This window comes from Pantoea sp. 9140, from assembly GCF_000745295.1.
GTDB lineage: Bacteria > Pseudomonadota > Gammaproteobacteria > Enterobacterales > Enterobacteriaceae > Pantoea > Pantoea vagans.
This window is the reverse complement of record NZ_JQNO01000001.1, coordinates 1,548,981-1,563,434: the sequence shown is the minus strand read 5'-3', so window position 1 is coordinate 1,563,434 and position 14,454 is coordinate 1,548,981. Positions and strand designations below refer to the sequence as shown.

General features: G+C 54.0%; 12 protein-coding genes and 1 other RNA gene. 5 read left to right on the top strand and 8 right to left on the bottom strand.

All coding sequences use genetic code 11. From position 1 onward, the window contains the following. Positions 1 to 147: 147 nt before the first annotated feature. Positions 148 to 1,560 carry a pyruvate kinase PykF gene (gene pykF, locus FA92_RS07375; RefSeq protein WP_013357702.1) on the top strand — a complete coding sequence of 471 codons (1,413 nt, stop codon included), beginning with the start codon at positions 148 to 150 and terminating at the stop codon, positions 1,558 to 1,560. A 303-nt stretch (positions 1,561 to 1,863) separates the two neighbouring features. Continuing rightward, entirely contained in the window at positions 1,864 to 2,100 is a 237-nt protein-coding gene (locus FA92_RS07370) for a major outer membrane lipoprotein (RefSeq protein WP_009090492.1), read from the top strand. Positions 2,101 to 2,180: 80 nt separating this feature from the next. On the opposite strand, the gene FA92_RS07365 is transcribed toward FA92_RS07370, so the two are convergent. From FA92_RS07365 to sufA, 7 genes are read right to left on the bottom strand one after another with little or no spacing between them, the layout of a single operon-like run. Beyond that, positions 2,181 to 3,206 (bottom strand): L,D-transpeptidase family protein, encoded by a 1,026-nt coding sequence (locus FA92_RS07365; protein WP_013357701.1) that lies wholly within the window; start codon positions 3,204 to 3,206, stop codon positions 2,181 to 2,183. A gap of 56 nt (positions 3,207 to 3,262) precedes the next feature. Further along, positions 3,263 to 3,679, bottom strand: coding sequence for a cysteine desulfuration protein SufE (sufE, locus tag FA92_RS07360; protein ID WP_033732484.1), 417 nt, complete (start codon positions 3,677 to 3,679; stop codon positions 3,263 to 3,265). A 21-nt stretch (positions 3,680 to 3,700) separates the two neighbouring features. After that, the gene (gene sufS / locus FA92_RS07355; RefSeq protein ID WP_033784571.1) at positions 3,701 to 4,924 is read right to left on the bottom strand and encodes a cysteine desulfurase SufS; all 1,224 of its coding nucleotides are present in this window, start codon (positions 4,922 to 4,924) and stop codon (positions 3,701 to 3,703) included. After that, positions 4,924 to 6,204, bottom strand: coding sequence for a Fe-S cluster assembly protein SufD (gene sufD / locus FA92_RS07350; protein WP_013357698.1), 1,281 nt, complete (start codon positions 6,202 to 6,204; stop codon positions 4,924 to 4,926). Before sufD ends, sufS begins: the two co-directional genes overlap by 1 nt. After that, a complete protein-coding gene (sufC, locus tag FA92_RS07345; protein WP_013357697.1) occupies positions 6,179 to 6,925 on the bottom strand; it encodes a Fe-S cluster assembly ATPase SufC in 747 nt (248 codons plus the stop codon). The genes sufD and sufC overlap by 26 nt, the downstream gene beginning before the upstream one ends. Before the next feature lie 42 nt (positions 6,926 to 6,967). Continuing rightward, positions 6,968 to 8,461, bottom strand: a complete 1,494-nt coding sequence (gene sufB / locus FA92_RS07340) for a Fe-S cluster assembly protein SufB (RefSeq protein ID WP_013357696.1) — start codon at positions 8,459 to 8,461, stop codon at positions 6,968 to 6,970. Between the two features lie 7 nt (positions 8,462 to 8,468). Then, the gene (gene sufA / locus FA92_RS07335; RefSeq protein ID WP_033782940.1) at positions 8,469 to 8,843 is read right to left on the bottom strand and encodes a Fe-S cluster assembly scaffold SufA; all 375 of its coding nucleotides are present in this window, start codon (positions 8,841 to 8,843) and stop codon (positions 8,469 to 8,471) included. A gap of 388 nt (positions 8,844 to 9,231) precedes the next feature. Between sufA and FA92_RS07330 the strand changes: the two genes are divergently transcribed. Further along, entirely contained in the window at positions 9,232 to 9,636 is a 405-nt protein-coding gene (locus FA92_RS07330; protein WP_013357695.1) for a hypothetical protein, read from the top strand. Positions 9,637 to 9,669: 33 nt separating this feature from the next. On the opposite strand, the gene FA92_RS07325 is transcribed toward FA92_RS07330, so the two are convergent. Beyond that, positions 9,670 to 12,723, bottom strand: coding sequence for an FAD-binding and (Fe-S)-binding domain-containing protein (locus tag FA92_RS07325; protein ID WP_033784570.1), 3,054 nt, complete (start codon positions 12,721 to 12,723; stop codon positions 9,670 to 9,672). Positions 12,724 to 12,931: 208 nt separating this feature from the next. Between FA92_RS07325 and ydiK the strand changes: the two genes are divergently transcribed. Together ydiK and rprA are read left to right on the top strand one after the other, a co-directional pair. Next, positions 12,932 to 14,047 carry an AI-2E family transporter YdiK gene (gene ydiK, locus FA92_RS07320; RefSeq protein ID WP_110331963.1) on the top strand — a complete coding sequence of 372 codons (1,116 nt, stop codon included), beginning with the start codon at positions 12,932 to 12,934 and terminating at the stop codon, positions 14,045 to 14,047. A 292-nt stretch (positions 14,048 to 14,339) separates the two neighbouring features. Continuing rightward, positions 14,340 to 14,447: antisense sRNA RprA (gene rprA / locus FA92_RS22530), an RNA gene on the top strand. The last annotated feature ends 7 nt before the right edge of the window (positions 14,448 to 14,454 follow it).

Here is a 14,454-nt window from a genome sequence, read left to right as displayed (position 1 = left end):
AACCGCACAACTTCCCTGCACGCCTGGCCTTCGTCACCTATTCTTACTCAGTACTGCCCATTTCAGTCTCAATCAGAATTTTCACTTCGATGCGCTGCCATCGGATTTCGCCCTTATTCATCCATCACAACTTACAGAAAATCCGTCATGAAAAAGACTAAAATCGTTTGTACAATCGGCCCGAAAACCGAATCCGAAGAGATGCTGACTCAACTGCTTGAAGCGGGCATGAATGTTATGCGTCTTAACTTCTCTCACGGCGACTACGCCGAGCATGGTCAACGCATTACTAATATGCGTGCTGTCATGCAAAAAACCGGTCGTCAGGCGGCTATCCTGCTGGACACCAAAGGCCCTGAAATCCGCACCATGAAGCTGGAAGGCGGCAACGATGCGGCGCTGAAAGCAGGCCAGACCTTTACCTTCACCACCGACCAGAGTGTGATCGGCAACAGCGAGCGCGTTGCGGTGACCTACCCGGGTTTCACAGCCGACCTGAAAATTGGTAACACCGTGCTGGTCGATGATGGCCTGATTGGCATGGAAGTGACCGAAGTCACCGAAAATACCGTCGTGTGTAAAGTCCTGAACAATGGCGATCTGGGTGAGAACAAAGGCGTTAACCTGCCAGGCGTCTCCATCCAGCTGCCTGCACTGGCTGAAAAAGACAAGCGCGACCTGATTTTTGGTTGTGAGCAGGGCGTAGACTTTGTTGCCGCCTCGTTCATCCGCAAGCGTTCAGACGTGCTGGAAATTCGTGAGCACCTGAAACAGCACGGCGGCGAGCATATCCAGATCATCTCTAAAATCGAAAACCAGGAAGGCCTGAATAACTTCGACGAAATCCTCGAAGCGTCTGACGGCATCATGGTTGCGCGTGGTGACCTGGGTGTTGAGATCCCGGTTGAAGAAGTGATCTTCGCGCAGAAGATGATGATCAAAAAATGTAATAAAGCACGCAAAGTGGTAATCACCGCGACGCAGATGCTTGATTCAATGATCAAGAACCCGCGCCCTACCCGCGCAGAAGCCGGTGATGTGGCGAACGCCATCCTCGACGGTACCGATGCAGTCATGCTGTCTGGTGAGAGCGCTAAGGGTCGTTATCCGCTGGAGTCGGTCACCATCATGGCGACCATCTGTGAGCGTACCGACCGCGTCATGAAGTCACGCATCGACAGCCAGAGCGACACCCGCAAACTGCGTATCACTGAAGCAGTCTGCCGTGGTGCGGTAGAGACAGCTGAGAAGCTGGAAGCACCACTGATTGTGGTCGCGACCGAAGGCGGTAAGTCTGCTAAAGCCGTACGTAAATATTTCCCGAACGCCACCATTCTGGCACTGACGACCAATCAGACCACCGCACGTCAGCTGATCCTGAGCAAAGGGATTGAGACGCGTCTGGTCACTGAAATCGCCTCAACCGATGATTTCTATCGTCTGGGTAAAGAAGCGGCGCTGGAAAGTGGTTATGGTCAGAAAGGGGATGTTGTTGTGCTGGTATCAGGTGCATTAGTACCAAGCGGAACTACCAACACCGCCTCTGTACACGTACTGTAAAACTCTTTTTTGCCATTATTTTAAAGCGCCTTAACGAGGCGCTTTTTTTATTTCTGCTTAAACCAAATCCCGGAAAATTCCAATCGAAAATAACTATTCAAATACTCTTAATATTAAGGTTAATCCGATTAAATCTCTCTGTTTTCGCTAAATTTTTTTATCATATTCTGGGATTCGCTGCTTCTTTGAGCGAACGATCAAATTTAAGCATCTTCTCATCAAAAATTTATTCTCAACTTAAAAAGCTTTGTGTAATACTTGTAACGCTACATGGAGATTAACTCAATCTAGAGGGTATAAATAATGAATCGTACTAAACTGGTACTGGGCGCGGTAGTTCTGGCTTCAACTCTGCTGGCTGGTTGCTCAAGCAACGCTAAAATCGACCAGCTGTCTTCAGACGTTCAGACTCTGAACGCTAAAGTTGACCAGCTGAGCAACGACGTGAACGCAGTGCGTTCAGACGTTCAGGCTGCTAAAGATGACGCAGCTCGCGCTAACCAGCGTCTGGACAACCAGGCTCACTCTTACCGTAAGTAAGAGTTCTGGTTTAAAAATGGCGCCTTTAAGGCGCCATTTTTTTTGCCCAAAATTCAGTGCCCTTTCAGGCACTCATCCTTTCAGGGCTGCGCAGCTTTACCTTCGGCCTGCCCATCCGGGCTATTCGCGCCCGCAGAGGCACTCTCCAGCCCCGCAGGCGGCACGGTATCACTCTGCACCGGTTCGCCACTGCTGACCAGTACAGGCATGCCTGAGCGTCGCGTTAAGCTGGCTTTAATCAGCGCGCTATCACTCTTCTCACTCTTCATGAATTTCTTCAGGTCACTGCCGATCGCAATGGGCATAGTCTGCGGATCGTCTTTATCATTACGGGACAGCGGCTGATGCACTTCCACGTAGCGTTTCCCATCCGGCTCCACAGCATACTTCACCGGCTGATTGATGATCTGAACCCGCGTCCCTTTTGGGGCTGCGTTAAACAGCGCTTCTATGTCCTCAGAACGCAGACGGATGCAGCCTGAACTGACCCGCATGCCGATGCCAAACTTCGCATTGGTACCGTGGATCAGATACTGGCCGGTGCCACGCGCCAGACGCATGGCAAACTGCCCCATCGGGTTATCCGGTCCAGCGGGTACCACGCCAGGTAATGTAATGCCCTCTTTGGCGTAACGCTTGCGGATGTTCGGGGTGGGCGTCCAGGTGGGATTCGGGATTTTCTGGCTGATCTGCGTCACCATGACTGGTGTTGCCGCCCCCAGCTGACCAATGCCGATAGGATAGACGATGACCTTATCTTCCCCTTTGGGATAGTAGTAGAGACGCAGTTCGGCCAGATTCACCACAATCCCTTCGCGCGGCGTATCAGGCAGGATCATCTGCAGCGGCACCGTCAGCTGGGTACCCGCTTTGGGCAACCAGGGATCGGTCCCGGGATTCGCCTCCAGCATGCCCAGTAGCCCGACCTGGTAGCGGGCCGCGATTGATTCCAGGGGTTGTTTATCATCAGGAACCTGAGTCAGAACGTTTTCGCCAATCAGGCGACTGTCAGGCGGTGGCAGCGGGTATTCGGTGGCGAATGCGGGTGCAGAGAGCCCAAAGCAGGTCAGCAGCAATGCACCGGCTAAACGTAAAGCAGGTTTCATGCAATTTTCTCGTCAGATAAAAAAACAGACGCCGGATGGCGTCTGTCGAGTGTAACTTAGCTGAGGTTCTGAGCGGTATGGCGAATAGACCGAATCATCGCCTCCAGCCCCTGCGACCGGGTGGGCGTCAGGTGCTGCACCAGGGCCAGTTCGCCAAACCAGTGGCGCACATCCAGCGCCAGAATTTCAGCGGGTGGCAGGTTCTGATACAGACTAAATACAATAGCAATCAGACCTTTAACGATAGCGGCATCGCTGTCACCTTCAAATGCGATGGTGCCATCTGCCTGCGGGGTCATTCTGATCCATACCTGACTCTGACAACCCGAAATCGCGTTTTCCGGCTGGTGTAATGTTTCAGAAGATTCCGGAAGCTTTGAACCCAGTTCGATAATGTAGAGGTACTTCTCTTCCCAGTTAGCGCAACGGTTGAAGTTGCGAACCAGTTTCTCTTTTTCAGGCAAATTCGCCATCAGTGACTCCGTTAAAACTGTTCAGCCGCCCAGCAGACGATGAATGCGCGTCAAACCGGCAGCCAGACGATCCACTTCCTCTTCACTGTTGTAGAAGGTGAAGGAGGCACGGCACATCGCCGGGACATTGTAGTGCTGCATCAGCGGCATCGCACAGTGATGTCCGGTGCGGATGGCAATACCGTATTGATCCAGGAAACTGCCGACATCGAAGGCATGATGTTTGCCCAGGTTGAAGGCAATAACACCGGCACGTGACTGCGGACCGTAGATCTGAATATCCGGAACGGTGCCCAGCTTATCGAGCGCATAGTTCATCAGTGCCGTCTCGCGCTGATGAATGGTATCCAGTCCCAGCGCCTGCACATAGGCCATCGCCGCGCCAAAGCCGATAATGCCCCCGGTGTTCGGTGTGCCTGCTTCAAAACGCCACGGCGCACTGTTCCAGGTGGTGCCGGTGGGCAGCATGACCTGACCGATCATCGAACCGCCGCCTTCCCACGGTGGCATCTCATCCAGCAGCGCTTTGCGCCCATAGAGAATACCGACGCCATTCGGACCGTAGAGTTTATGGCTGGAGAAGACGTAGAAGTCGCAGCCGATATCCTGCACATCCACTTTGTCATGCATCACGGCCTGCGCGCCATCCACCAGCGTAATCACGCCAGCGGCTTTTGCCTGGGCAACGATGGCTTTAACCGGGTTAACGGTGCCGAGCACGTTTGACACGTGCGTCACGGCCAGCAACCGCGTGCGGCTGTCGATCAGCCCCGCCAGTTGCTCCAGCGCCAGTTCACCGTTGTCATCTAAGGGCAGCACACGCACTTCTGCGCCGGTACGCTGCGCCAGCATCTGCCACGGCACGATGTTGGCGTGATGCTCCATCTCCGTGATGATCAGGTTGTCGCCAGACCTGAGGTTACTGCTGCCCCAGGTATTCGCCACCAGGTTGATGCCTTCGGTGGTGCCTTTAACGAAGATAATCTCTTCCTGGGACCCGGCATTAATGAAACGGGCAGCCTGATCGCGCACGTTCTCCATATCGCTGGTCGCCTGCTGGCTCAGCGTATGGATACCACGATGCACGGCCGCATAGCCGTGCTGATAGAAATGACTCTCGGCGTTAATCACCGACAGGGGACGCTGTGCGCTGGCTGCACTGTCAAGATAGGCCAGCGGATGACCGTTGACCTCACGCTTCAGGATAGGAAAATCAGCCCTGATGCGTTCGAGATCGAAGTTCATCATACGTCGCCTCCGGGAAAACGTTGTGCGATACGCTGCAGTACGGCCTGACGCATCACTTCATTTTCAAGTGTCTCGGTGAGTTCGGCTGCAAACGCATGAATAATCATGGTCTGCGCCGCATCCTGCTCAATACCGCGAGAACGCAGATAGAACATCTGCTCATCGTCGATACGACCAATGGTAGCACCGTGGCTGCATTTAACGTCATCCGCGTAAATTTCGAGCTGCGGTTTGGTGTCGACTTCAGAAAGCTTGCCCAGTAACAGGTTGTTATTGGTCATCTGCCCGTCGGTCTTCAGCGCATGCTGTGCCACTTTGATGTGACCGTTAAACACCGCACGCCCTTTGTCACGCACGATGGTTTTATGCATCTGGCGGCTGACACAGTGGCCTTTGTTGTGCTCCAGGTAAGTACGGGTATCCGCCACTTCCTGTTTCACCGGCAGTACAAGGCTGTTAATTGCCAGCGTGGTATTTTCGCCATTCAGCTGAGTACTGGTGTTGTGACGCGACAGGCCCGCACCCAGCAGGAAGCTGGTGCTGCTGACCTGTCCATCGTTGCCAATCACCAGATCGTTATGCGCAAAGTGATAGCTGGCGCTGCTTTCAAAGGCGAGCTTGGTGTGAGTCAGTTTCGCATTGTCACCAATCGCAAAGGTAAAGCGCGTGCCGGTGAAATGGGCGCGCTCATCCAGAGAGACGTAGTGCTCAATGACTTCCGCTTCGGCACTCTCTTCCAGCTGCAGATGATGGCGATAATGAACGGTGTTCATGCCCGTCTGCTGACCGCTGGTGATATGCAGCAGATAGACCGGACGGGCAGCGGCTTTACCGCGTGCCAGACGCAGGGTCGTCACCTCCTCTGCCAGGCTCTCGGTCAGATGCAGGAAGACTTCCGGCTGAACCGCAGCGGGCAGCGGACGGCGCTCGGCGGCCACGCTGTGCTGAACCTCAAACAGTTCGACGTCGCGGCTGCTGAAGGCGGGCTGGAACTGACCATCCACATACACCAGACGGATGGCATCCAGCGGCAGCGCCAGTGCATCAACCTGTTCAGCGCTCAGGGTCTGCGGCGCATCGGGCAGCACAAACTGCTGGGACAGCAGGGTGTCCAGCGGCGTGTACTTCCAGTTTTCATGCTTGCGGGTTGGCAGACCAACACGCATCAGTTGCTGCCAGTGCTGCTGTGCCTGCAGAGAACGCACGTCGCCGCGCGATTCAAACAGGTGATGCCACTGTTGCAGCGCAGAATCACTCTTCGTCGGTAAGCCAGCCATAACCTTGCTCCTCCAGCTGTTTCACCAGCGAGAAGTCGCCAGATTTCACGATTTTGCCCTGATACAGAACATGAACGAAGTCTGGCTTGATGTAATCCAGAATACGCTGGTAGTGGGTCACGATGATAAAGGCACGCTTCTCATCACGCAGGCTGTTTACGCCATTCGCGACGATTTTCAGCGCATCGATATCCAGACCAGAGTCAGTTTCATCCAGGATGCAAAGCTCAGGTTCAAGCGCCGCCATCTGCAGAATGTCGTTACGCTTCTTCTCACCACCGGAGAAGCCAACGTTAACAGAACGGGTCAGCAGATCTTCCGGCATCTTCAGCAGATGAATTTTCTCTTCAATGAAGTCCTGGAAATCAAAGCGATCCAGCTCGTCCTGCTGACGATATTTACGCACCGCGTTAACCGAGGTTTGCAGGAAGAACTGGTTGCTGACGCCCGGAATCTCTACCGGATACTGGAAGGCCATAAAGATGCCTTCACCGGCACGCTCTTCAGGAGCCAGTTCCAGCAGATCTTTACCTTTGAAGCTGACTGAACCGCCGGTCACTTCATAATCTTCACGGCCTGCCAGCGTCGCTGACAGCGTACTTTTACCGGAGCCGTTCGGCCCCATGATGGCATGCACTTCGCCCGGTTTAATTTCGAGATTCAGGCCACGCAGAATGGCTTTATCTTCAACACTGACCTGCAAATCTTTAATGCTTAACATTCTTATTCCTTCACATTGCTTCCGGCAAGGCGTGTGACGGCATCAGCCCACACTGTGCTCAAGGCTGATGGCTAACAATTTCTGGGCTTCCACAGCAAATTCCAGTGGCAGCTCCGAGAATACGTCTTTACAGAAGCCGTTCACGATCATCGAGATGGCGTCTTCTTCACTGATACCGCGTTGCAGACAGTAGAACATCTGATCTTCGCCGATACGTGAGGTCGTGGCTTCATGCTCAAGCTGGGCGGTATTGTTGCGGGTTTCGACATACGGGAAGGTATGTGCGCCGCAATCAGGGCCAATCAGCATTGAGTCACACTGCGTAAAGTTACGGGCATTGGTGGCAGTTGGCATGATTTTCACCAGACCACGATAAGTGTTCTGACTTTTACCGGCCGAAATCCCTTTAGAGATAATGGTCGATTTGGTGTTTTTACCAATATGGATCATCTTGGTGCCGGTATCGGCCTGCTGACGACCGCTGGTCAGTGCCACCGAATAGAACTCACCTACCGAGTAGTCCCCGCGCAGAATGCAGCTCGGGTATTTCCAGGTGATCGCTGAACCGGTTTCAGACTGGGTCCATGACATCTTGCTGTGGTCACCTTCACACAGCGCACGCTTGGTCACGAAGTTGAGGATACCGCCCTCGCCTTCGCCGCCAGGGAACCAGTTCTGAACGGTCGAATATTTCACTTCAGCATTTTTATGGATGATCACTTCCACCACGGCGGCATGCAGCTGATAGCTGTCACGCACGGGGGCTGAACAACCTTCGATATAGCTGACGTAGCTGTCTTCATCGGCAATCAGGATGGTGCGTTCAAACTGACCGGTTTTCGCCGCGTTGATGCGGAAATAGGTCGACAGCTCCATCGGGCAGCGAACCCCTTTCGGGATATAAACGAAGGTGCCGTCAGAGGCGACCGCCGAGTTCAGTGCCGCAAAGAAGTTATCGTTAGCCGGAACCACCGTACCGAGATACTGCTTCACCAGCTCCGGGTGTTCCTGAATCGCTTCGCCGAATGAACAGAAGATAATCCCCTGCTCCGCCAGCTTGCCGCGATAGGTGGTTGCCACAGAAACGGAGTCAAAAATGGCGTCAACCGCCACTTCCCGCCCTTCACGCACCGGCACACCCAGCTGATTAAAGGCGTTCTCCACTTCCTGCGTCAGGTAGTCGCTGGCTGGCGCGCTGCCGGAAGCCTGGGTCACACCCGGCTCTGAGGCACAGGTGTCATCGCAGTTACCGCAGGAGGGCGCGGAGTAGTAGCTGTAATCCTGATAGTCAAGTTTTTCGTAGTGGGCTTTCAGCCAGTGTGGCTCTTCCATTTCAAGCCAGGCACGAAACGCTTTAAGACGAAACTCCAGCATCCACTCTGGCTCGTTACGCTTGGCCGAGATCGCCCGCACCACATCTTCATTGATGCCGTTGGCAAATTCTTCGGTCTGCAGTTGGGTAAAGAAGCCCTCTTTGTAGTTGAGCTTGCCTTCCCAGATTTGTACATCGTCAGATGTTTCGCTGTGTCGTGACATATTTCACTTACTCGACGCCAAAGCTCTCACCGCACCCGCAGGCGTGCTGAGCTTTAGGGTTATTGAATTTAAAAATCTGATTCAGGCCTTCACGAACATAATCCAGTTCAGTGCCATCAACGAATGGCATCGCCTGTAGCGGCACAAACAGCGTTGCGCCGTGGAATGAGAACTGCAGATCGTCTTCGACGAGTTCTTTCACCAGATCCATGACGTAGCCGAACCCGGCACAGCCGGATTGTTTTACGCCCAGACGCAGACCCTTGACGTCAGGGTCCTGAGCCGCCAGATTGAGAATTTGTTGCGCTGCGGTTTCAGTCAGCGTCAGACCTTTCCAGACAAAATCGTCGGGTGAGAAAGAGTCTGTATTAACAGATGCCATGTTGATACCTCTTGAGTCCGGACCTTTTCAGGCTATCCCCCTATGGTAGTGATCTGACCAATCACTTCAACCTCTTGTTTTGCAGGGATAATCATCTTGTGCTGTTTTATTTGCTCAATTATTAAGCATAGCTGCTTCCGTTCATCCTGTGTAAACAGAGTCAGCCTCAATAAGCCAGTGATAACCTATTAATAAATCACTCTATTTGAAATAACCATTTTTGATAAAAATGCTTATTGATAGGTTACGCCTTTCTCCGATGTAAACAGATTGTTATTTCCGATTATACCGACAGGCAGGATAAATCGATAAATTTTTCTGTCCTGCAATTGCAATCCCGGCATGGATGAATATGATAATTATTATCATTAACATTCAGGGTAACGCCATGATGCTTTCTGTCTCCGCCTGGCTGCAGCATAAAATCGACGAATACCAGTTTTCGGTGCGTGATATCACCGTCGACTTTTATATGGCGCAGGCAAAACTCGACCGGGCCGACTGCACGATTCATCAGCTGCGTCAGTTTAACGATGCCTGTCAGGATATGGCAGAAGTCTGCCAGTTGAACGGTGACGACCAGAGTTACCTTCATGCGATGGGTAAACTGCATCACCGGCTGGTGCAGGAGATGGGAAACAACGATCGCGATCGCCTGTTTCGCCTTCAGGCCTATCAACTGGCGCGATTGTCCCTGACCCGCCTCTGCCATCAACTGGCTATGGTCGGAGAGTGGAACAAAGCCACCGTGCTGCAAAGTGACTTCGTGCGTCACGCAGGCTGGATATTCTAATCCAGCCACGGCGTGACGTCGCGCACAATTTTTTTACATTAGCGTTAACAATGCCTGAAGCGGATGGCGCATGCCGTTGCCTTCCACACGCTTGACCTGGCTGCGGCATGAATAGCCGGTGGCCAGACAGCGCTGGCGCGGCAGTCGCTGAAGCTGCGGATGCCAGGAGAGCGCATAGATCCCCAGCGAGTTTTCGAGGTTCTGACTTTCGTGCCCATACGTGCCCGCCATGCCGCAGCAACCTACATTGATGTTCTCCAGCTTTGCGCCAAAACGGGAGAAAATCGCCTGCCACTGAGTGGGCGCTGAAGGCAGCGCGGTTACTTCGGTGCAGTGCGCAAACAGATACCAGGACTCCCCGCCCGTGGCCTGCACTTCACGTTCTGCCAGGGCACGCTCTAACCATTCATGCACCAGCAATACGCTGAAGTCGCCGCGCGATTCACCCAGCGTCTGACGATACTCATCGCGATAGCAGAGCACGGTAGCCGGATCGACGCCCACCATCGGCAGTTCCAGTTTTGCGACCCGATTAAGAAAATCGGCGGTACGGGCTGCCGTGCGGGCGAAACGTTGCAGGAAGCCTTTCACGTGCTGCGCTTTACCGTTTGGCGAGAAAGGCAGCAGCACCGGGCGATGCCCCAGCTTCTCAATCAGCCTGACAAAATCGTTAACCAGCTGTGCCTCATAGAAGCTGGTAAAGGGATCCTGTACCACCAGCACACAGCTGGCGCGCTCCGTGGCTGACAGTCCTTCCAACTGTTCCAGCGTCATGTTCATAGCGGGATGGCCACTGAGCTGCTGTTTCAGGTTAGGAGACGAAAGCAGCGGCAGATCGACCATGCCGATATGCGTTTTGCTTAACTCTTTCATCCACGGCTGGCGCAGGAAGAAGTTAAATACTTTTGGCGCCTTCGCCATCAGAGGCGCATAGCCTTCGACCGCCGCCACCAGGTGATCGCTGACCGGGCGCAGATAACGGGTGTGATAGAGCTGCAGAAAGCGCGAGCGGAATGCGGGCACGTCAATTTTAATCGGACACTGGGTGGAGCAGGCTTTACAGGCCAGACAGCCGGACATCGCCTCTTTCACCTCGTGCGAGAAGTCATACTCCCCTTTACTGGCGTGCCAGCTGTTGCGGGTACGGGCGATCAGCCCGCGTAGCGACAGGCTGTTTTCCGGCAGCTGCTTTTCCAGTGCCAGCGGATCGACGCCCTGCCCGGCCAGAAGTCGCAGCCACTCCCGCGTCAGCGTTGCCCGCCCTTTTGGCGAGTGAATACGGTTGCGGGTGATCTTCATTGACGGGCACATCGGGCTGCGGGCATCAAAATTGAAACATAACCCGTTGCCGTTACACTCCATCGCTCCACGCCATTCATCCCGGACCGTTAACGGAATCTGCCGATCGTATGTTCCGCGCTTCACCGCATCGACCTGCATCATTTCGTCGTTGCTGTTAAAGGGCGTACAGATTTTACCCGGATTCAGGCGGTTAAGCGGGTCAAAGGCCGCTTTGATGCGGCGCAACTCATTAAAAAGCGTCTCGCCGAAGAATGCCGGACTGTACTGGGCGCGGAACCCTTTACCATGTTCGCCCCACAGCAGGCCGCCATAGCGCGCGGTCAGCGCCACCACTTCGTCGGAGATCTGTTTCATCATCATCTCCTGCTGCGGATCGCACATATCCAGCGCCGGACGCACGTGCAGTACGCCTGCATCGACGTGACCAAACATGCCGTAGCTCAGGCCGTGGCTGTCGAGCAGCGCGCGAAACTCGACAATGTAGTCAGCCAGTTTTTCCGGCGGAACGGCGGTATCTTCGACAAACGGAATCGGCTTAGCCCGGCCTTTAGCATTTCCCAGCAGGCCCACCGCTTTTTTACGCATGTTATAGATGCGCTCAATGCCCGCCAGATCGTTACAGAACTGATAGCCAATCACGCCGCCCTGCTGCTGCTGCATCAGCGCATCAAGCCGGGCACAGAGTTTTTCGATCTGCTGATCGATGAGTGCGGCGTTATCACCGGCGAACTCAACGATGTTCAGACCCAGCATCTCTTTATCGGGTACGTCAGCAATCAATTCACGCACCGAGTGCCACACGATATCTTCCCGCGCCAGGTTCAGCACTTTGGAGTCAACGGTCTCAACTGACAGCGCCTGCGCGTCCACCATAAAGGGTGCGTTACGCAGGGCGGAATCGAAGGAGTCATATTTAATGTTTACCAGCCGCCGCACTTTCGGCAGCGGGGTGATATCGAGACGTGCCTCAGTAACAAAAGCCAGCGTGCCCTCGGCACCACAGAGCAGGCGCGTCAGGTCGAAGGTTTGCATATCGTCGCTGAAGACGTGGCGCAGGTCGTACCCGGTCAGGAAGCGATTCAGCCTGGGAAACTTTTCCAGAATCAGATCCCGGTGCTCGCGGCAGCGCGTCAGCACCTGCTGATAAATACGGCCTTCGGGGGTTGCCGTCTGCGCCAGCGTTTCAGCCAGCGCGGTGGCCATTGGTCGCGTATCAAGAATATCGCCGCCCAGCAGCACGGCGCGCAGGCCCAGTACATGGTCTGAGGTTTTACCATAGACCAGCGAACCCTGACCCGACGCGTCGGTATTGATCATGCCGCCCAGCGTGGCGCGGTTACTGGTGGACAGTTCAGGCGAAAAGAAAAAGCCGAAAGGCTTCAGCCAGGCATTCAGCTGATCTTTGATGACGCCAGCTTCGACCCGCACCCAGCCCTCATCGGTATTGATCTCCAGGATGCGGTTCATGTAGCGCGACATGTCCACCACAATGCCCTGATTCAGTGACTGACCGTTAGTGCCAGTGCCGCCGCCGCGCGGGGTAAATACCAGGCTGGCAAAGCGTGCTTCTCCGGCCACGCGGGCGAGCAGCGCAACGTCCGCCGTCGAACGCGGAAAGAGCGCCGCGTCGGGCAACAATTGATAGATGCTGTTATCGGTGGAGAGTGAAAGACGATCGGCATAGCTGGTAGCCATGTCGCCGGTAAAACCCTGCTCTTTCAGCGACTCAAGGAACGTCAGCACCAGTTGAACGAGGCCCGGTGCCTGCGAAATCTGTGGGATCATGATTGTCTGACCGAAGGTGTTGTAAACGTTTGCGTTTATACGTGAGCGATTTCTCGTTTTATCATATTTTTTCTGCGGCTGCCCTTTTTTCAGAAAAGACAAAAACCTTTCTCCGCGACGCTGTTTAAACCCTGGCAAATAGATCATGATAAAAACGGGCATCCGAATGCCCTGAAATGAAGGATTAAGACGAGGTTATGAGTCAATGATGAAAAGCCAGTACCGGGATATGGATTTACCGCAAATACTCTTTACCCTGATGTTCATTCTGCTGCTGATTGTCGCCTGTTTATGGGTGGTGCAGCCGTTTATTCTGGGCTTTGCCTGGGCCAGCATGGTGGTAATTGCGACCTGGCCATTGATGCTGAAATTCCAGCGCCTGTTGTGGGGACGCCGTTCGCTGGCGGTGATCGTGATGACCATGCTGCTGTTGCTGCTGTTTATCATCCCTATCGCACTGCTGGTCAGCAGCCTGATCGATAACAGTGCCCCGGTCATCGCCTGGGTTACCCAGGGGCATACGATGCCGCAGTTGCTGTGGCTTAGGGATGTGCCGATGGTCGGCAAAAAGCTTTATGTCAGTTATGACACGCTGGTGGCGAGCGGCGGGGCCGGCATCATGGCTAAAATCCAGCCCTACATTGGCCGTACTACCGGCTTTTTTGTCGCACAGGCCGGTCATTTCGGCCGCTTTATGATCCACCTGGGCGTGATGTTGCTGTTCAGTGTGCTGCTTTACTGGCGCGGCGAACAGGCTGCCCAGGGCATCCGTCACTTTGCTTTCCGCATGGCGGGACGACGCGGTGATGCCGCCGTGCTGCTGGCGGCACAGTCCATTCGTGCCGTGGCGCTTGGCGTGGTGGTGACGGCGCTGGTGCAAGGCGTGCTGGGCGGTATCGGTCTGGCGATCTCCGGTATCCCCTATGCCACGCTGTTAACGGTGCTGATGATCCTCTGCTGTCTGGTTCAGCTCGGCCCGCTTCTGGTGCTGGTCCCCGCCATCATCTATCTCTACTGGAGCGGCGATACCACCTGGGGAACCGTGCTGCTGGTCTGGAGTTGTGTGGTGGGCACGATGGATAACGTCCTGCGTCCGATGTTAATCCGGATGGGTGCGGACCTGCCGATGATCCTGATCCTCTCTGGCGTAATAGGTGGCCTGTTTGCCTTCGGCATGATTGGTCTGTTTATCGGCCCGGTAGTTCTGGCTGTTTCCTACCGTCTGGTTTCCGTCTGGGTTCATGAAGCACCAGCGCCAGACAATGACCCGCTGGCCGTGGCTGAAGCCCTGGCCGATCATGAGGGTACCCCGCCAGCCGTCTGATTCACAGCAATGACACACTGTGCCATTCTATCCTGTCTGCATTGATTAGTGCGGTTAATGATGATTAACCGCACCCCTTCTCAGAAACTCGCGAGATTTTGTTTTCCATTAGCGATTTTTAAGAAAAAAGCCATCTTTGGCCTTTATTTGACCTTTCTGGCCTAAAAAAGATTACTTTCTGCACTGTTTCTTAAGTCAAACGGCGAAGTAAAGGTGACAAAAGATTATCGGCTTTAAACTAATAAGAGGATTCTTAAAGACGCCAGCCAGCGGTATGAATAACATGTTTCCTATGTTCGAAATCAAGCTATTGATTTTCAGACAACCTGATTCCCCTGAGTAGAGTAAAGAATTGCTGTGTGTAGTCTTTGCCCATCCCCTGTGATGGGCTTTTTTTTGCCTGAATA